The organism is Cognataquiflexum aquatile (genome assembly GCF_003316845.1).
Classification (GTDB): domain Bacteria; phylum Bacteroidota; class Bacteroidia; order Cytophagales; family Cyclobacteriaceae; genus Cognataquiflexum; species Cognataquiflexum aquatile.
Map to the genome: position 1 here is coordinate 263,980 of NZ_QMIK01000001.1, position 18,763 is coordinate 282,742.

General features: G+C 37.9%; 18 protein-coding genes and 2 tRNA genes. 3 read left to right on the forward strand and 17 right to left on the reverse strand.

Annotation, left to right across the window (positions count from 1 at the left end):
- Window positions 1–109: 109 nt before the first annotated feature.
- Window positions 110–454: a hypothetical protein gene (locus tag DQW11_RS01155; protein WP_157965991.1), complete on the forward strand. Its 345-nt coding sequence runs from the start codon at window positions 110–112 to the stop codon at window positions 452–454.
- Here DQW11_RS01155 and DQW11_RS01160 read toward each other — a convergent pair.
- The 5 genes from DQW11_RS01160 to DQW11_RS01180 all read right to left on the reverse strand — a co-directional run bounded on the left by DQW11_RS01160 (window position 448) and on the right by DQW11_RS01180 (window position 5,218).
- The gene (locus DQW11_RS01160) at window positions 448–1,776 is read right to left on the reverse strand and encodes an ATP-binding protein (protein WP_232826643.1); all 1,329 of its coding nucleotides are present in this window, start codon (window positions 1,774–1,776) and stop codon (window positions 448–450) included. The two genes, DQW11_RS01155 and DQW11_RS01160, sit on opposite strands and share 7 nt — an antisense overlap.
- Window positions 1,777–2,129: 353 nt before the next feature.
- On the reverse strand, window positions 2,130–2,471 hold the full coding sequence (locus DQW11_RS01165) for a GIY-YIG nuclease family protein (protein WP_232826644.1): 342 nt from the start codon (window positions 2,469–2,471) through the stop codon (window positions 2,130–2,132).
- A 15-nt stretch (window positions 2,472–2,486) separates the two neighbouring features.
- Window positions 2,487–2,559 (reverse strand) — tRNA-Thr (locus DQW11_RS01170).
- Between the two features lie 181 nt (window positions 2,560–2,740).
- Window positions 2,741–4,594: a DUF349 domain-containing protein gene (locus DQW11_RS01175; RefSeq protein WP_113922155.1), complete on the reverse strand. Its 1,854-nt coding sequence runs from the start codon at window positions 4,592–4,594 to the stop codon at window positions 2,741–2,743.
- Window positions 4,595–4,648: 54 nt separating this feature from the next.
- Window positions 4,649–5,218, reverse strand: coding sequence for a YqgE/AlgH family protein (locus tag DQW11_RS01180; protein WP_113922156.1), 570 nt, complete (start codon window positions 5,216–5,218; stop codon window positions 4,649–4,651).
- A 90-nt stretch (window positions 5,219–5,308) separates the two neighbouring features.
- Between DQW11_RS01180 and pdxH the strand changes: the two genes are divergently transcribed.
- Window positions 5,309–5,944 (forward strand): pyridoxamine 5'-phosphate oxidase, encoded by a 636-nt coding sequence (gene pdxH / locus DQW11_RS01185; RefSeq protein ID WP_113922157.1) that lies wholly within the window; start codon window positions 5,309–5,311, stop codon window positions 5,942–5,944.
- A 20-nt stretch (window positions 5,945–5,964) separates the two neighbouring features.
- On the opposite strand, the gene bshB1 is transcribed toward pdxH, so the two are convergent.
- The 8 genes from bshB1 to DQW11_RS01225 all read right to left on the reverse strand — a co-directional run bounded on the left by bshB1 (window position 5,965) and on the right by DQW11_RS01225 (window position 14,785).
- Window positions 5,965–6,681, reverse strand: coding sequence for a bacillithiol biosynthesis deacetylase BshB1 (bshB1, locus tag DQW11_RS01190; RefSeq protein WP_113922158.1), 717 nt, complete (start codon window positions 6,679–6,681; stop codon window positions 5,965–5,967).
- Window positions 6,682–6,717: 36 nt separating this feature from the next.
- Window positions 6,718–7,752 (reverse strand): M23 family metallopeptidase, encoded by a 1,035-nt coding sequence (locus DQW11_RS01195; RefSeq protein ID WP_113922159.1) that lies wholly within the window; start codon window positions 7,750–7,752, stop codon window positions 6,718–6,720.
- Window positions 7,753–7,761: 9 nt separating this feature from the next.
- Window positions 7,762–8,706 carry a thioredoxin-disulfide reductase gene (trxB, locus tag DQW11_RS01200; protein ID WP_113922160.1) on the reverse strand — a complete coding sequence of 315 codons (945 nt, stop codon included), beginning with the start codon at window positions 8,704–8,706 and terminating at the stop codon, window positions 7,762–7,764.
- Between the two features lie 196 nt (window positions 8,707–8,902).
- Complete coding sequence (locus DQW11_RS01205; protein ID WP_113922161.1) at window positions 8,903–9,766, reverse strand: sigma-70 family RNA polymerase sigma factor; 864 nt, start codon at window positions 9,764–9,766, stop codon at window positions 8,903–8,905.
- A gap of 84 nt (window positions 9,767–9,850) precedes the next feature.
- Entirely contained in the window at window positions 9,851–11,992 is a 2,142-nt protein-coding gene (gene pnp / locus DQW11_RS01210; protein ID WP_113922162.1) for a polyribonucleotide nucleotidyltransferase, read from the reverse strand.
- Between the two features lie 109 nt (window positions 11,993–12,101).
- Window positions 12,102–12,377 carry a 30S ribosomal protein S15 gene (rpsO, locus tag DQW11_RS01215; RefSeq protein WP_113922163.1) on the reverse strand — a complete coding sequence of 92 codons (276 nt, stop codon included), beginning with the start codon at window positions 12,375–12,377 and terminating at the stop codon, window positions 12,102–12,104.
- A 66-nt stretch (window positions 12,378–12,443) separates the two neighbouring features.
- Entirely contained in the window at window positions 12,444–14,312 is a 1,869-nt protein-coding gene (locus tag DQW11_RS01220; RefSeq protein ID WP_113922164.1) for an LptF/LptG family permease, read from the reverse strand.
- A 77-nt stretch (window positions 14,313–14,389) separates the two neighbouring features.
- Window positions 14,390–14,785 carry an START-like domain-containing protein gene (locus DQW11_RS01225; protein WP_113922165.1) on the reverse strand — a complete coding sequence of 132 codons (396 nt, stop codon included), beginning with the start codon at window positions 14,783–14,785 and terminating at the stop codon, window positions 14,390–14,392.
- A 92-nt stretch (window positions 14,786–14,877) separates the two neighbouring features.
- Between DQW11_RS01225 and DQW11_RS01230 the strand changes: the two genes are divergently transcribed.
- Window positions 14,878–14,951, forward strand: a tRNA-Met gene (locus tag DQW11_RS01230).
- 330 nt (window positions 14,952–15,281) lie between these two features.
- On the opposite strand, the gene rplT is transcribed toward DQW11_RS01230, so the two are convergent.
- The 4 genes from rplT to thrS form a co-directional block, all read right to left on the reverse strand.
- Window positions 15,282–15,626 carry a 50S ribosomal protein L20 gene (gene rplT, locus DQW11_RS01235; RefSeq protein ID WP_113922166.1) on the reverse strand — a complete coding sequence of 115 codons (345 nt, stop codon included), beginning with the start codon at window positions 15,624–15,626 and terminating at the stop codon, window positions 15,282–15,284.
- A gap of 111 nt (window positions 15,627–15,737) precedes the next feature.
- Entirely contained in the window at window positions 15,738–15,935 is a 198-nt protein-coding gene (gene rpmI / locus DQW11_RS01240; RefSeq protein WP_113922167.1) for a 50S ribosomal protein L35, read from the reverse strand.
- 21 nt (window positions 15,936–15,956) lie between these two features.
- Complete coding sequence (infC, locus tag DQW11_RS01245; protein WP_113922168.1) at window positions 15,957–16,508, reverse strand: translation initiation factor IF-3; 552 nt, start codon at window positions 16,506–16,508, stop codon at window positions 15,957–15,959.
- An 86-nt stretch (window positions 16,509–16,594) separates the two neighbouring features.
- Window positions 16,595–18,544, reverse strand: a complete 1,950-nt coding sequence (gene thrS / locus DQW11_RS01250) for a threonine--tRNA ligase (protein ID WP_113922169.1) — start codon at window positions 18,542–18,544, stop codon at window positions 16,595–16,597.
- Window positions 18,545–18,763 lie beyond the last annotated feature (219 nt).

Sequence of the window (18,763 nt, forward strand, 5' to 3'; positions counted from 1 at the left end):
ATTTAAAATATTTCTATCTTTATTCCTAACAAAAAAATAAGTACGTAATAGATAATACTGTATGTGTACTTTGTTTTTTTATTCTTCTCACAGCTAAAAAAAGATGTTTATGGTTTTAATTTTTCTTGTGCTATTTGGTATTACAGGTTTTGCTTTTGGTACTATGTACTTATTTTCATTAAAAAAAAAGAATAAGAAACTAGAAGATTGGATGGAATATTATGAAAACAAATTTGAATTACTGAAATTAAATTTCAGCGAAAAATGTAAAGAAGTTAAGGAATTAGAAAAAATAAACTATGAACTTATAAAAGAATCAAATTCCTTCAAAATGAAATATGAAGGAGTTATGGCACGGAATAAGAGAATATTAAAAATTAAAAAATTAGAATTTAGAAAAAAAGAAAAAGACATCATTATTGAATACTTTGTTAAAACGAAAAATAATCAATAGATAAAACTTTTTCCCTGTTTGGTCTTTTCAATTTTTATACCTGATAGGATATCAGAAAGCAGAATTTCCCTTTCTCCTCTCTCCATGCTTCTAAGAATACAAAAATGCATCACATTGATAATGGAAGCTCCTGTAAGTTCAAATTTTTCGGCAAGTTCTTCCAAATGAACATCTTTATGAAATTGAAATTCATCAGTGATTGAGTTTTTCCATAATATCAGACGATGTTGGTAATCAGGAATATCAAAGTCCAAGACCAATTGAAATCTTCTAAAAAAGGCTTCATCAATGTTATTTTTGAAGTTGGAGCATAAGATAACCAATCCATCAAAGTCTTCAATTCTTTGTAATAGGTATGAAACCTCTTGGTTTGCATACCTATCGTGGGAATCAGTGGTTTGACTTCTTTTTCCAAAAAGGGAATCAGCCTCATCAAAAAACAATATCCAATTTTTGTTTTCAGCCATATCAAAAACCTTGGACAGGTTTTTCTCTGTTTCACCTATGTATTTGGACACAACAAGAGATAAATCAACACTGTAAACATCCATATTGCATGATTTCCCAAGCAGACTTGCAGTGAGGGTCTTTCCGGTTCCCGGAGGACCTGTAAATAGCACCTTGAAGCCTGATTTGATTTTCTTTCCGAATTTGAAGTTTTCTTTCAATTCCTTACCAAAGTGTAGCCAATTTCTGATTTCCATCACTCCTTCTTCCAAAGTAGTCGTCAAGACCAAATCATCCCAATCCTGGGTGCTTGAAATTCTTTTGGCAGGAAAATCCATATCAAAATCGGGTTTATAAATTTCAGCTGTCGTCAATAACGAAAGGTATTCCGGGTTAATCTGTAGAGTACCACTCAGTTTTGGTTCACCGGATACTGATTTATCCAAGTACAAAATTTTTTCCTTGACAAAATAGTGATCCCTATGAAAAAGTCGAAGCAAAGAAAACCTCTTTGATAAATCTATTCCTGCTAAAAGAAAAATGGCTGTCTCCCCAGTGGGCAAAAACCCTTTGTGTTTTTCGGCCTTGATGCCTCCAAATTCAGAAAAAGGGATGTCAAAGCTTTGGTTTTTTATATTCAGTAAGTCCAAAAGCGAAGGCCGAATATGTGGGATGAGGGAAAGAATCAACACCAGTCTCTCTTCAAATCCCATCTCATATTTTTTGACCAAACTAGCATAAAAGGAAGAATCTGTAGACAAATCAGGAATCTGAATTTGTTCCATATCTGATTCATTACAAGAACCTTCAAATGTGATCTTTCCCCTTAGAATAGTGACCTGATGGAACCATTCCAGTTCTTTTTCAAGAGACATGGAGTTCAACTTTGATTCTGAATCTTGGTGAATTTCATTTTTACTTAGACCATATCTCATCGCTGCAATTTTCGTGTTGAATAACAAATTAGAAAAGATTTGTTTAAAAGAAACCATCTAAATGCAATAAAGATAAAACCAAAGAAGATAGCTAAAAGTAGATAATGAGATTTGATTTTTGGGAAATGCATTTTCTTGAAGTCTATCCAACGCAAACTCAAAAGTTACAGAGAAAAGGAAATTCTATTTTTTTGGATTAAGAATTTGAACAAAAAAAAAGGCAACATCTCTGTTGCCTTTTGAGCCCCCTGCCGGGATCGTCCCGAAGGCTATCGCGGACAGCGACCTACTGATTACAAGTCTAACAGCGCACCGTATTTTTCAACCAGCTTTTTAGAAATTTGTGGATACGTAACCAAATCCAATAAATACTTCCTTGACCTATTGCTTTTGATATGTTTTTCAATTTTCAATGCTTGTATTATGGATTGGCATTCAATTACATGAAAAATCTCCCAATCTTCTGCCCTTTTGCTAAACGCACGTTGAAAAACATGTCTTCTGTGCTGGTCAAGTCTAACCTCCAAGTTCTCTGTTGAACCGATGTAATATTGGTCAATAATTTTAGAATTTAGGATGTAAACACAAAAATTTCCCATATAATCTAAATTCAATAAAAAAGAAAAAGGCAACATCTCTGTTGCCTTTTGAGCCCCCTGCCGGGATCGAACCAGCGACCTACTGATTACAAGTCAGTTGCTCTACCAGCTGAGCTAAGGAGGCATTTTTATTTGCTCTACCATCCCGATAGCTATCGGGATAAGGAAGCATTTTCAATTAATATTCTTCAATTTTAGACCGTTGTCTCAAATCGTGGTGCAAATATAGACGTATCGTGCAATCGTGCAAAAGGAATTTTAAAAAAAATAAGGAGACAAAAGTTATCTCCTTATTTATGAGTGTATTAAAATTCTTTTAGAATAGTTAATTTTTTCTTCAGCTTATCGATTTCGCTTTCTGCCTTTTGGATTTTCTCATCAAATTGGTTTTTGAGCTTATCAGCAGTCTTTGATGAAGCAAAAAATTCAATATTGTTTCTCCAAAGTGTCACGTTGTTTTCAAGGTCAGCGATCTGTTTTCTGATACCATGTTCTTTTTTATTTAGAACACGGTTGCTGTTTGGATCTGATTGAAGCTTGTTCAAATTCAATCTGAATAAGAAGTCATCCTTTGCACCGCCTGCAAAACCTAGGTTTTTGACATATTCATCCACTGCCTCATTGAATTTGTGGACGATCTCCTTCATGTTCTTTCGGGGGACAAAACCCAAGGAATTAAACTTGGCAATGTATTCCTCTAAAGAACTTTCCTTGGTAGAACCGCCTCCTGCCTCTTCTTTTATTTTTTTAATAAGTTCTTCTTTGGCTTGGAGGTTTTGTTCAAACTCCTTGTTTACCTGTTTGTTGGAATTCCTTCTATTTTCAAAAAACGAATCACAGGCATTTTTAAACCTTTGATACAAATCATCTCTGACTTTCTCCGGAGTCGGCCCTATTTGTTTCCAGTCCTGTTGCAAAGAAATCATTTGGTTGGCTGTTTGTTGCCAATCTTTATTTTCTTTTAGCGATTCGGCTTTTTCAATGAGTTCTTCTGCTTTTTTCTTGTTCAACTGACGGATTTCATCCAGCTCTTTGAAAAAATGGTTTTTATTTTGGAAGAAATGTTTGAATAAGCCCCAGAATTGCTTGTTGATTTCTTTTCCATTTTCTCTAGGCACAGGTCCAATGGATTCCCATTCTTTTTGGAGCCCCAAAATTTCTTTTGTTTTGCTGTTCCAGTCTTTGATTTTGGATCCTTTATAATCGGCGTCAGCTTCAAGTTTCTTAATCAGTACTTCTTTCTTTTGAAGGTTTTCTTTTAAACTTTCTTTTTGTCCGTCGTAAAATTCCTTCCTACGGGAATAGACCGCATCAGATGCAGCCTTGAATCTGTTCCAAAGAGTTTCTTGCTCATCTCTTGGGACCGGACCAATATGCTTGAATTCTTCATGAAGTTCATTCAAAATTTTGATGGCATCCTTCAAATCGGTCAATGCTACCAAAGCTTCTGCTTTTTCACAAATATCCATTTTTTGTTCCAGGTTTTTCTTTCTGTCAAGTTCCTTTAACTCAAAATAGATACTTCTGTTGTCATAGAATCTGTCCATCAGCGCATTGAAAGAAGCCCATAAATTTCTGTTTTGGGCAGCCGGTACAGGACCGATTTTCTTCCAATCATCTTGGATATGCTTGATGGTATTGATGCTGTGGGTGGTTTCTTCACCATCTACAAGTTCTCTGAGTCTATCGAGAATTGCGTTTTTGGCTATCAGGTTTTTTTCTTTGTTTTTTTCCTGCTCTTTCAGAAATTCTGTTTTTCTCTCTCTGAATTCGTTGAAGGCTGCAAACAATGACCTGTCCTCTTCGGAAGGCCTATATTCAAAATCATCAGTGGAACCACCGTTTTTTGTGAATTCCTCCAATGCAGCTTCTTTTTCTTTATGAAATATCTCGTCGAAATGGGATTTAATTTCATTCACCTGACCATCTACTTTCAGGTATTTACCTGATTCTAAAAGTTGCTTTAAAGAAGTAAGAAGCTGGTTTTTGGAGAAATTTGAGTAATCTACTGATTCCGCAACTTCTTCTTCATGTTCATGCTCCACCGCTTCAGGTTCAGGCATTTTTTCATTTGTAATTTCACTACCCTCAACTTCCTGAATTACTTCATTGGTTTGGGTCACCTTGTCTTCTTCAGACACTTCTTTTTCATTGCTCATAATAAAACTGATACTTTTTTGCAGGACGTCTAGAACAAAAGTAATAAAATTGGATCAATTTAGCCTCGGATCAATGGGATAATTTGCCAACAGCTGAAATTCTCCTCCCATGGTTTTTAAAATATTTCTCCATAATTCCACAGGAGAATCATTGAAAATATTTTGAGGTTCAATTTTTTCACAGACGATCCATGTTTTCTCTTCCAGTTCTTCATCAAGTTGGCCTTCTGTCCATCCTGAATACCCTATAAAAAACCTGATATTTCCCTTGTTCAACTCCCCGTTCTTGAGTTTTTGGATCAGGGTTTCAAAATCTCCGCCCCACCACAAGCCTTCCCCAAGCTTGATGCTTCCTGAGAGTAACTCCTCCCCTGAATAAACAAAATGGAGGGTGTTTTGCTCCACTGGACCACCGACATAAACATCAAGGTCCAGAAAAAACAAATCATCAACCAATTCACTGATTTTAAGAATCGACAGCTTATTCAAGACTAGCCCAAATGAGCCTTTTTCATTGTTTTCACAGACAAGAATGACAGATCGTACAAAATTTTCATCCTGCAAAAAAGGTTCAGATATCAACAATTGACCTGCTAATGGCGTTTTTTTGAAGCTTTGGCTCATAAAAAAAGTGTTTGATAATTTTCTTAAGTTATATCTAAATTTTATAAATGCAATAAGTCTGGTAATTTTAGAAGAAAATTAAAATCTCTTATGAAACTGGCAGATATCCGAATAGATTATACATTAAAATCACTCGATGAGAAAGATGTAAATGTTTCGCCCATTGATCAATTTAAGATATGGGTCGAAGAAGCCCACCAATCCAAAGTTCATGAATGGAATGCCATGAACCTTTCAACAGTCCGCGCGGATGGGAGACCAAATTCAAGAATTGTCCTTCTCAAAGATGTGGACACCGGTTTGGTTTTTTTTACTAACTATAATAGTGCCAAAGGAAAAGAACTTGAGACCAATCCCTTTGCAGCAATTACGTTTTTTTGGCCGGTATTGGAAAGGCAGGTGAGATTTATGGGAAAAGTTTCAAAAATTACTCCTGAAGAATCTGATGAATATTTCTTTTCGAGGCCATTTGCCAGTCAAATTGGTGCTTGGGCCTCTCCTCAAAGCGAAGTAATTCCTGACAGGACTTTTTTGGAAGAAAAAGAAGCCAAATTGTTAAGCGAAATAAATGAGAAATCAATTGTGAGGCCTGAGCATTGGGGAGGCTACCGGTTAGTGCCTGAAGAGGTAGAGTTTTGGCAAGGTAGATCCAGCAGACTTCATGACAGGATTCATTATCAAAAAGAGGGTGAAGCTTTGTGGAAAATCGAAAGGCTTGCTCCTTAAATCAATGAAGGAACATGGATTTATTTTAAGTCAAACAAATCCGTGATTCCCAAATTCCTTTCCACAGTAAACCCTTCACCATATTTGACCATGATGCTGTGGCCGAATTCCCTTGCCCTTGCTTCAATGAAATCCAAAAATTCAGCTGAAGAAATAAAACTTGCAGGCTCTTTGTTGTTTGGGTCGTAAAATTGCGACTTGAAGGCTTTTATACTTTCAATCTTGGTCTCCCAAAAATCCGTAATGTCAACCACAAAATCAGGTTTTATATAATTGTTTTGAATGTAATGGTAAACGTATTTTGGTCTCCATGGATCTTGGACAATTCCATCTAAAGTTGTCTCAATTTTTCTTAATCCACTCATAAAACACGCATTAGAAGCCACTGCTCCTCCTTTTCCATGGTCAGGATGCCTGTCAGAGACGGCATTTGCCAACACAATTTCCGGTTGGTACTTTCTGATAATTTTAATTATTTCAAGCCTGTGGGGGTCATCATCTTTGAAAAATATGTCTTTGAATCCGATATTCTCGCGCACCGAAATGCCCAGAATTCTTGAAGATTCCTCAGATTCCTGCATCCTGATTTCAGGCGTACCCCTTGTTCCCATCTCACCTTTGGTCAGGTCGAGTATACCGACTTTATAGCCTTTCGCAATTTGCGACGCAATCGTCCCGGAACAGGCCAATTCAGCATCATCGGGATGTGCAGCGATGACTAAGATGTCTAATTTCATAAATTTTGGATTTTGAGAAAGATAATCACCTTTTCACTATTTCACTCTCAGCCTTCTTCCAACCTTGAGAATTGTATTCGTGGAAATTCCATTCAGTCTTGTCAAGGTGCTGACTCTAACTCCATATCTCCTTGCAATGGCACTTAATGTTTCCCCACTTCTGACTTTGTGGTATACAGCCTCTTGGGTTTTGACCACATGGTCAAAGCTAGAAGAGGTAACATCATAGTATTGTCCTTTGATAATCCCAAGGTTAAAATCAAAAACTTCAGTGGGATTAATGGAGAGACCTTGATATCTGATTTCGAAATGCAGATGCGGTCCGGTGCTTCTTCCTGTATTGCCTCCCAAACCTATCAATTCACCTGCTTTGACTTCTTGTCCTATTTCAACCCGGAATTTTGATAAGTGGCCATACAATGTTTCCAAACCGTTTTTATGCCTTACCACAACGTAATAACCATAACCTGTTCTGTCATATGAACGGATCCTCACGATTCCATCAAATGAACTGTAAACAGGATCGCCAACATTCAGTTTGAGGTCTGTTCCGTGGTGCCACCTGTATCTCCTAAACCCAAACTCGGAAGTAATATGGGTTTCATCCAATGGCATCTTCCAATCTGTTCCAAAAAATGGATCGAATAACTTTATCTGAACCGTGTCCTTAAATTCCTTTGGATTGAAATCATAAATATTGATTTTCTTACTGTCCCAAGAGGAATAATACTCGAAGGCAGTCACCCAAATACTGTCAATAAGAACCTGTTCTGAAACCTGAACCAATTGATTTGTAGGGGCCCAGTCCATGGAAATTGTATCTTCGGCAACAATGCTCAGACGCTTTTTTAATTCTACATAATCTTTGAACAGCAAAGAATCTGTAGATTTGGTGATATCTTGAAGGTATTTATCAGGATCAAAAAGTCTTAAATCCCTTGCCAAAGGATTGGATTTGGGTTTTTCTGCAGATTTTTTCTTAATGATCTTTGGAAAATTTTGGGCATGGGAATGAATAGATCCCAAGCCCAAAAATACAAAAAGCAATATCCAGAGACCTTTTATTTTCATTTTTTCAAATTACGCAGATTCTTTTGCAGCGAGAAATCTTTCTGCATCCAAAGCTGCCATACAACCTGTACCTGCCGCCGTGACTGCTTGTCTATACACATGGTCTTGGGCATCACCACAGGCAAAAACACCTTCCACATTTGTTCTTGTGCTACCAGGAATGGTTTTAATGTAACCATTTCCGTCCATATCAATGATGTTTTTGAAAATATCAGTGTTGGGTTGGTGGCCAATAGCAACAAAGAAACCGGTTACTGTCAGTTCTTTTGATTCTTTAGTGACATTATTAAATACCCTTACCCCTTTTACTTCGTCTTCACCAAGGATTTCTTCCGTTTCGGTATTCCAAAGGACTTCAATTTTAGGATTGTTTAAGACCCTTCTTTGCATTATTTGCGAAGCCCTCATTTCGCCTTTTCTGACGATCATGTAAACTTTGCTGCAAATATTTGCTAGGTAAGAGGCTTCTTCACAGGCTGTATCACCGGCACCCACAATAGCCACATCCTGACCTCTAAAGAAAAATCCATCACAAACTGCACAGGCAGATACTCCCCTTCCATTAAGCCGGGTTTCACTTTCGATTCCAAGCCATTTGGCTGATGCCCCTGTGGAAATAATAACAGTTTCCGCGTGAACTTCATGTTGGCCATCCACGATTACTTTTCGAGGAAATGAATCAAAATCTACTGAAGTCACTACCCCATATCTGACTGAGGTTCCAAATCTTTCGGCTTGTTTTCTAAAATCCTCCATCATCTCAGGTCCTTGAATACCTTCAGGATAGCCGGGATAATTTTCGACATCAGTTGTAATGGTAAGCTGACCTCCAGGTTGGCCGCCTGTATAGAGCACTGGATTCAGTCCTGCTCTCGAGGCATATATTGCAGCGGTATAGCCTGCCGGTCCCGAACCTATTATCAAGACCTTGATTTTTTCAATTTCGGAAGTCATTTGATTGAATTTTTAGAAGTTGGCAAATTTTGTTAAAATACCTTTCACAACAAAGTTAATGGGTGTTAAAATTCCCTAATTGGGGTATATGAAGTGAGGTTCAGGGAGTTTATTTTCAAAATGGTCTTCAATTGGTAATTAAACAAAAAAAGGGGATAAATCCCCTTTAATTATTATTGAAAATCTTAGAATGGAATTATCCAAGATATGGTTTTAAAGTTTTACTTCTTGAAGTATGTCTTAACCTTCTGATTGCCTTCTCTTTAATCTGTCTTACTCTTTCTCTTGTCAAGTTGAATTTCTCCCCTATTTCTTCCAAAGTCATGGCGTGTTCGCCATTCAAACCAAAATAAAGTGTGATTACATCAGCTTCCCTTTGGGTAAGGGTAGATAGTGCTCTTTGGACTTCTTTTCTCAGAGAATCAGTCATCAGGCCATCATCCGGCTTTTCATCACCATCATTTTCAAGAACATCCAACAAACTGTTTTCTTCACCCTGAACAAAAGGAGCATCCATAGATACGTGTCTTCCTGAAATTTTCATGGTATCCACTACTTCTGCAGCTGTCACTTCAAGCACTTCAGCCAATTCTTCAGGAGATGGTTCTCTTTCAAATTTTTGCTCAAGCTCGCTGAAAGTCTTGCTGATTTTGTTCAAAGATCCAACCCTGTTCAAAGGAAGTCTTACAATTCTGGATTGTTCTGCCAATGCCTGGAGAATCGATTGTCTGATCCACCATACAGCATAAGAAATAAACTTAAAACCTCTGGTTTCATCAAATCTTTGGGCTGCTTTGATCAAACCAAGGTTTCCCTCATTGATCAAATCTCCCAACGAAAGTCCTTGGTTTTGATATTGTTTGGCTACAGAAACAACAAATCGGAGGTTGGCTTTTGTAAGTTTTTCTAATGCCAATTGATCGCCTTCTCTGATTCTTTTGGCAAGAACCACTTCCTCATCGGCTGTCAATAGATCTACTTTTCCAATCTCCTGTAGATATTTATCAAGGGACTGACTTTCCCTGTTGGTAATCTGTTTGCTAATTTTTAGCTGCCTCATTCAAGAATAAATTTTCAGTTAAGATTCAATTAATAACAGGAATCCAAATAAACAAAGTTCAAAATAATAAATACTCTATTGAACTTAGTCGTTTTTATCAGATTTTTCCGGTTTTGGCAATAATACTTTTCTAGAAAGCTTAAACTTTCCTGTTTTTTTATCAACATCGATCAGTTTAACCATTATTTCTTCACCCGGTTCGAGAACCCCTTCCATATTTTCAAGTCTTTCCCACTTGATTTCGGAAATGTGAAGCAAACCATCTTTACCAGGCATGAATTCCACAAAAGCACCAAATGGCATGATGTTTTTCACTTTGCCGGTATAGGTCTCTCCTATTTCCGGTTGTGCCACGATAGCCCTTATTCTGGAAATAGCAGCGTTCATTGATTCCTGATTGTTTGAGAAAATATTGATTTTTCCCATATTATCTTTTTCTTCAATGATAATAGTCGCACCGGTATCTTTTTGGATTTCCTGAATGACTTTTCCACCAGGTCCGATCACTGCTCCGATAAGCTCCTTAGGTATACTCATCATAAATGACCTAGGTGTATGAGGCTTGAGGTCTGGCTTAGGTGCTGAAATGGTCTTTTTGATTTCATTCATGATATGAAGTCTGCCTTCTTTTGCTTGATACAAAGCTTCCTTCAAAACACTATAATCAAGACCTTCCACTTTTAGGTCCATTTGACAGGCTGTGATTCCTTTTTCGGTACCAGTAACCTTGAAATCCATATCGCCAAGGTGATCTTCATCTCCCAAAATATCAGAAAGAATGGAATACTTGCCTGTCTTGGCATCGGATATCATTCCCATCGCTATTCCTGTTACCGGAGCTTTGATCTGAATTCCTGCATCCATTAAGGCCAAAGAACCTGCGCAAACAGTAGCCATGGAAGAAGATCCGTTTGATTCCAAGATATCAGAAACAATTCGGATTGTATATGGATTCTCATCACCTGAAGGAAGGACTTTTTTCAAAGCTCTCATGGCAAGGTTGCCATGGCCTACTTCTCTTCTACCAACTCCTCTGTTTGGTTTTACTTCACCTGTAGAGAATCCCGGAAAGTTGTAATGAAGATAGAATTTGTTATATCCTGAAATCATTGCTCCGTCGATCATTTGCTCATCCATCTTGGTACCTAGGGTACAGGTAGTAATGGATTGTGTTTCACCTCTTGTAAACACCGCAGAGCCATGGGCCGAAGGCAAATAGTCAATCACAGACCAAATAGGCCTGATCTCATCCAGTTTCCTACCATCCAATCTCTTTTTCTCATTCAAAGTCAAGTTTCTGGCAGCTTCTTTATGGATTTTTGAGAAATATGGACTTATCAAACTTGCCTCAAAACCATGTTCCGCGCCCAAAGAAGCAACGAATTCTTCTTTAACTGCTTTGATTAGGTCATATCTTTCAGATTTATTGGCAATCAACTTTGCCACTACCTCATAACACTTACCATACAAATCAGCATGCATTTTTTCATACAATGCAGTATCTGATTTTTCATGGTTATATTCTCTCTTCTTTTCTTTTCCAACTGCAATGGTCAATTCTTTCTGAATTTTGCAGTGTTTCTTTATTTCTTCATGTGCAAACTGGAGCGCTTCCACCATTTCATCTTCGGATATTTCATTGGCTTCGCCTTCTACCATCAAAATATACTCTTCGGAACCAGCCACGATAAACTCCAACGAAGCCGTCTCCAACTGTGCCGGTGTTGGATTGATCATCAATTTTCCATTGATTTTCCCAACCCTTACTTCAGAAATCGGTCCGTTGAAAGGAATGTCCGATACTGCCAAAGCTGCTGAAGCTGCAAGTCCCGCCAAACAATCCGGAAGAACCTCAGAGTCAGCAGACATCAAAGTAATGCCAATTTGGGTGTCAGCATGGTAATCATCAGGGAAAATAGGTCTGATAGCCCTGTCAACAATGCGGCTGATCAATATTTCATAGTCGGAAAGCCTTCCTTCCCTTTTCAAAAATCCTCCGGGAATTTTTCCCGACGCTGCAAATTTTTCTTGGTAATCCACAGACATAGGAAGAAAATCAACTCCTTCTCCCACTTCTTTTTTAGAAACAACAGTGGCCAACAACATGGCTTTTCCCATGCGGACAACTACTGCACCATCGGCTTGTTTTGCCAATGCCCCTGTTTCAATGATGATCTCCCTACCATCCTCGAGGACAATAGTTTTAGAAATTACGTTTGGTAACATACAATTTTGTAAATAGTAATAGGTGTAGAATAGTTATAAAAGTAAGGCTTAATATCAGGGGTAAATAAAAAAGTAAGGTTCTCCCATGAGAACCTTACAATGAATCGAGTTATTTTCTAATTCCTAATTCGGTGATAATAGCTCTGTATCTTTCGATATCATTTTTAACAAGGTAATTGAGAAGGCTTCTTCTTTTACCTACTAATTTCAAAAGACCCAATCTTGAAGAGTGATCCTTCTTGTTTGTTTTCAAATGGTCAGTCAAATGCTGAATTCTGAAGGTGAACAGTGCGATTTGTGATTCCGGGGAACCTGTATCGGTTTCAGCTTTTAACCTGCCATGATTTTTAAACAACTCCGCTTTTTTCTCTGATGTTAAATACATGCCTAGTTAATTATTTTAATTTTTAAAACAGGTACAAAGGTAAAGGTTATAATTGAATTTCAAAAATTAGGCCTGAGATTTAGCTTGTTTTACCAATAATTTGGCCTTTATCTTCTTAAAAAACTCTGTGTATGTATCCGGTTCAAACAACCTCGCGTCCTTTCTTGCTTGCCTTAGGAAGAAGAACCCAAATGGCAGCAAAACAAGATTTGAAAACCAGGTTCCAAATACGGTACTGGCTATTCCTTCTTTCGCCCATTTTTCACCTGTTATTGTCAACATGTAGAATAATATGAAAAAAATAATAGACATCAAAACAGGCATTCCCAAGCCTCCTTTTTTTATGATAGCACCTAATGGGGCTCCAATCATGAACATGACTATACACGCAAAAGCCGTGGTATATTTTTGATACCAAGCGATTTCAAACCGACGGAATTCCCTCTCCAATGCATCAATCTGTGTCAATTTTGTGCTAAAATTATTTTTTATAGTTCGCGCATTATTCATTCCAACAGTTGCAGCTTTTGAATTGTAATCTCCATTTTTAATTATAGAATCCAGTGCTGCTTTTTTTGCTTCAGTAAATACTGCTTCCTTTTGTTGGGTCGTTTTAACGTCCAATAAGTCTCCAGGGGAAACGATACTGTCTATTTTGGATTTGGAATTCAAAGTATCAACAGCAGCAGTTGGTCTATTCATTTTTAATACCTTTCTGTTGATTTTACGATTTGGAATATTCTTAGCAACTTTAATTGAGGAGTCATTGGACGCAACGGTGACCTTTTTATTAACAACAGGATCTTTGCCGGTCAAATCAGGAATAGAATCTTTTTGAAAAATCAACTCCCTATCTAAGGTATTAATGGAATCCGGGCCTTTTTGAAAAGCCATTAAGTTTAATGAATCCACAGATTGGGAAACTGATAAAGCGTTATTTTCCGCATTTTTTTGCAAGGCAGCTTTTGCAATCTTAACGGAATCATCTCTTTCCTTTCTCCTTACAATATCAGAAGGAGGAGATAATTTCCTATCCCTTGTAAAATAAGGAAAGGAAGATTCTGTATTGAGGTAATTGTAGTAGATAATCTGGTTGATTTCAGAATTCATGGAATCAAGCCCGAGTTTGAGTTGGGCAATGTTTTTTATTGATCGGTTAGTGGACCATAAATCCTCAGGGGTTCGGTTCAACTGAAACGAGGCAAGGTCAAAAACTATCTGATTTTCTGAAAAAATTGTTCTGCTGAGATCGGCAGGTTTTTCTGAAATTCCCCTTTGAGACCTTGATTCTTTATAACTCACCCCATTATACAAGGTCAACTTCATGTAGTTGTTGTTGAAAAATGGCTCCATCCTACCAGAATCTGCCAATATCACATTGATATTTCCCTGTCCATCAGCATGGTTGTAAATAATGATATCATTCAACCTTATCTCATCCAGCTTGCGGTTGACTTTGATACTGTAATTCGGAATTCCATTGTAAAAAACACCTTCTTTGATATCAAGTGCAGGCGACTTCATCCTGATATCATATAGAAGTCCAAATGTCTTGAGATTTACTTTTGGAACCAGATAATTATTGGAGAGAAAGGCGGCAATGGTCAGAAACAAAACAAAAACCCCGATTGGCATTAAGGCCCTGATCAAAGAAATACCGGCACTTTTCAAAGCTGTCAATTCAAAATGCTCTCCCAGATTTCCAAAGGTCATCAATGCGGAAAGCAACACTGCCAATGGTAATGCCATTGGGGAAATACTGATTACAAAATAGGAAAACAGCTCCATGTAAATCCAAAAGCTCAAACCTTTACCAAAGATTTCGTCGAAATATTTGAGCATGTTGACAGTGAGTAGAATAAAATCCACCACAACAAAAGTCAAAAAGAAGGGGCCTATAAAAGACCCCAAAATCAATTTATCTATTTTCTTCATTAATTATGAAAACCTTTACAAAGGATTGTAACGGCAAAGGTTGGAAATATTTTCAAAAGAAAAGAAAATGCAGTCATTTAACCACCAATAATTTCTTTAAGTGTGTGGATAAGACTTTCCCAAATTGATTCCAATTCATCATCGTCATAGGAATCACTGTAATCAATGACCTTCAGAAATATGGTTTGTGTCAATTCATTTTCATCCACTTTAAATTCAATAAATGAATGGTCCTTTTCTTCTTGGTCGTTTGGATCAAAAAATTCGAACTTCACATGGATGTTTGTTCTTAATGCCGTGATTCTTGCATGATGGTCCTCGCCATCAAAATGAAATTTGTATGTTTTATCTTCATTGATATTTACATCATCCGCAAACCATTCGGCCAAACCACTTGCCGTACTTAAATAGGGGAATAATATTTTCCTGGAAGTATTGATTTGATAATCAGCAACAAATTTATTTTTTACCATTATTACTTTATTTTAGTTAACAAAAAGTCACTTTTTTTGGAGCATTTTGTTTGCAATTCAAGACTTAAGACCTCATATTTGCAATCCGATTTGGCGAGGTAGCTCAGTTGGTTAGAGCGCAGGATTCATAACCCTGAGGTCAGGGGTTCAACTCCCCTCCTCGCTACACAAAGCTTCTCCTACTGAGAAGCTTTTTTTATTTCATCCATTTTATTACAACTTTCAGAGGATTCATATCCTGAGTGTCAAATTGGGTTCTCCCGATAGCTATCGGGATCCCCTCCTCGCTTCACAAAGCTTCTCTTTTGAGAGGCTTTTTTGCTATAAAAGCCATCTCTCAAAACCTTTTATGCAAGTTTTTATAAAATGGTTTTACTATATTTTGCACAATTGTAATATAGGAAAAAATCCCAATTAGACCTCAATTATTTAAGAAATAGGTATAAAAAAAAGCCCCAAAAAGGGGCTTTTTATATTTAAATAAGAAAGTGCGTTCTTATTTAACTTTTTCAACAACAGCTTTGAATGCCTCGGGATGGTTCATGGCCAAATCTGCAAGAACTTTTCTGTTCAATTCGATATCGGCTTTTTTCAACAAACCCATAAATTGGGAGTAGGAAATGCCAAATTGTCTGGCACCTGCATTGATACGCTGGATCCATAAAGCTCTGAATTCTCTTTTCTTTGCTTTTCTGTCTCTGTAAGCGTACTGAAGTCCTTTTTCGTACTTGTTTTTGGCTACTGTCCAAACGTTTTTACCTCTTCCGAAGTAGCCTCTAGTTGCTTTTAGGACTTTTTTTCTACGTGCTCTGGAAGCAACCGCGTTTACTGATCTTGGCATAATTTTTTGATTTTTTGACCCTTGGTGCCAACCTTTTTGTCAGTTGATCTTGTAGACCTAAGCGCCTGGTGAATAAATAAACCTAATTTTCAATTGAAACTAGAGATCGGATCAACCGATTCTCAACATTGCTTTTACTCTTCCTTCATCTGACTCGTGAACCATTCCCATTTTAGTAAGATTTCTCTTCCTTTTGGTTGATTTTTTTGTCAGAATGTGGCTTTTGTAAGCATGCTTCCTTTTGATTTTTCCGGTTCCCGTTAAGGTAAACCTCTTTTTTGCACCTGATTTTGTTTTTACTTTAGGCATAACTGTGTTTGTTTGTTGAAATTATTTCTTTGATGACTTCGGAGCCAAGAATAGAAACATACGCTTCCCTTCCAGTTTTGGAAGTTGCTCTACCTGAGCATACTCCTCCAGCTCTTGTGCAAATTTCAATAACAGCATCTCTCCTCTTTCCTTAAATACGATTGACCTTCCCACGAAATGGACATAAGCTTTTACTTTTGCCCCCTCCTTTAAGAAGTTGATCGCATGTTTCAATTTAAAATTGAAATCATGGTCATCTGTATTAGGTCCGAATCGGATTTCTTTGAGAACAGTCTTAGCAGCATTGGCTTTGATCTCCTTCTGCTTCTTTTTCTGTTCGTATTTAAATTTCGCATAGTCAATCACCTTACATACAGGTGGAGTGGCATTTGGAGAAATTTCTACGAGATCAAGTTCATTCTCTTCGGCTACTTTCAAGGCCTGAGCGAGTGTCAAAACAGCGTTTCCGCCTTCTACGTAGTCTCCTACGACCCTGACTTCTCTTGCTCTGATCCTGTCGTTAACCTTATAAGGTTCTTCTTGTCTCTGTCTGAACGGTGGTTTTCCTTTCAAATTCTTATGGTTATTTAATGAAATTGCGTGCAAATATCGGAATTAATTTGAGATTTAAAAAATCTGCTTCATTATTACCGATTAATTTAATTTTTTAGGGACTCTCCTATTATTCTTTTGAAATAGGATACAAATTCAGCAGGGGAAAGACTTCCAAGATCTCCTTCTCCGTGCTTCCTGACAGAAATTTTACCTTCCTGTTGCTCTTTCTCTCCCACGATAAGCATGAAAGGGATTTTCTTAACTTCTGCATCCCGAATTTTCCTTCCGATTTTTTCATCCCGGTTGTCAATCATTCCGATGATATCCTCATCCTCAAGGATTCCTTTTATTTCCTCTGCATATTCAATGAATTTTTCCGAAATCGGCAAAATTGTAATCTGCTCAGGAGAAAGCCAAAGCGGGAAATTTCCGGCACAATGCTCGATCAATACCGCCACAAATCTTTCCAAGGAACCAAATGGTGCCCTGTGAATCATGACAGGTCTGTGTTTTTGATTGTCTGAACCGATGTATTCCAATTGGAATCTTTCCGGAAGGTTATAGTCAACCTGAATGGTTCCAAGCTGCCATTTTCTTCCCAAAGCATCTTTGACCATAAAATCAAGTTTCGGTCCATAGAAGGCTGCTTCACCCAGTTCTGTGACAGTTTCCAATCCTTTCTCAGCGGCTGCTTCTACAATAGCAGATTCTGCTTTTTCCCAAGCTTCGTCTGTTCCGATATATTTTTCCCTCTTTTCAGGATCTCTCAAGGAAATCTGCGCTGTATAATCATCAAATCCCAAGGCTTTGAATACATATAAAACCAAGTCAATGACTTTAATGAATTCCTCCTTGACCTGATCAGGCCTGCAGAAAATATGCGCATCATCTTGGGTAAATCCACGAACTCTGGTCAATCCATGCAATTCCCCGCTTTGTTCGTATCGATAAACGGTTCCAAACTCTGCATACCTGATCGGAAGATCCTTATATGACCTAGGCTTGTGCTTGTAAATTTCGCAGTGATGCGGGCAATTCATTGGCTTCAACAAAAACTCCTCTCCCTCATTCGGGGTATGGATTGGCTGAAAGGAATCCTTCCCGTATTTCTCATAGTGACCGGAAGTTTCATAAAGTGCCTTATGTCCAATATGCGGTGTAACTACTTGTTGGTACCCTGATTTATCCTGGGCCTTCTTCATGAAGTTTACCAACCGCTCACGAAGCAGTGTTCCCTTTGGCAACCAAAGCGGTAATCCCATTCCGACTTTTTCGGAGAAAGTAAACAACTCCAATTCTCTCCCCAACTTTCGGTGGTCACGCTTTTTGGCTTCTTCAAGCATAAAAAGGTAATCCTGAAGTTCTTTGGCTTTTGGAAAAGTGATGCCATACAGACGGGTCAACATTTTGTTTTTTTCGTCCCCTCTCCAATAAGCTCCTGCAATATTGAGAAGCTTTACAGATTTGATAAAACCCGTGTTTGGAATATGCGGACCACGGCAAAGGTCTGTGAAGTTGCCCTGCTCGTAGAAAGTAATTGAACCATCTTCAAGGCCTTCCAACAAATCAAGTTTGTAGGGATCATTTTTTTCAGTGAAATAGGCTATTGCTTCTTTCTTAGGAACTTCCTTTCTGATAAAATCGCTTTTCAGTTTGGCCAATTCCATCATTTTGGCTTCAATCTTTTCAAGCTCAGAGCCGTCAAGAGATTTGTCTCCAAAATCCACATCGTAGTAGAATCCATTTTCGATAGGAGGACCTATTCCGAATTTTGTACCGGGATAAAGCGCCTCCAAAGCTTCTGCCATAAGGTGGGCGGAGGAGTGCCAAAAAGTGTTTTTCCCTTCTGTGTCATTCCAAGTCAAAAGTTGGACTTTGGAATCTTGGTGAATGGGCCTGCTGGAATCCCAAACCTCACCGTTTACTTTTGCTGCAAGTACATTTCTGGCTAGACCCTCGCTGATACTAAGTGCAATTTGTAGCCCTGAAACTCCTTTTTCATACTCCCTGACAGAACCGTCGGGAAGTGTAATGTTGATCTGTTGGTTAGACATTTAAAATTTTTACTTGATGAAACATCACACCTTTACAAACAGGTGTGTTTTTGAATTGCAAATATGCGAATTGCTGTTGGCTTTTTTTAGGATCAGAATAACAAAGTCAGAAAAAATGATATTTCTTATCGCAATGGCCTCTAATGTTTCTCATAGAGCGCAAGGGATTGAATTCTTAGGATTTCAAAATAGGGTTCTTTGCATCTTGGTGCCTTTGCG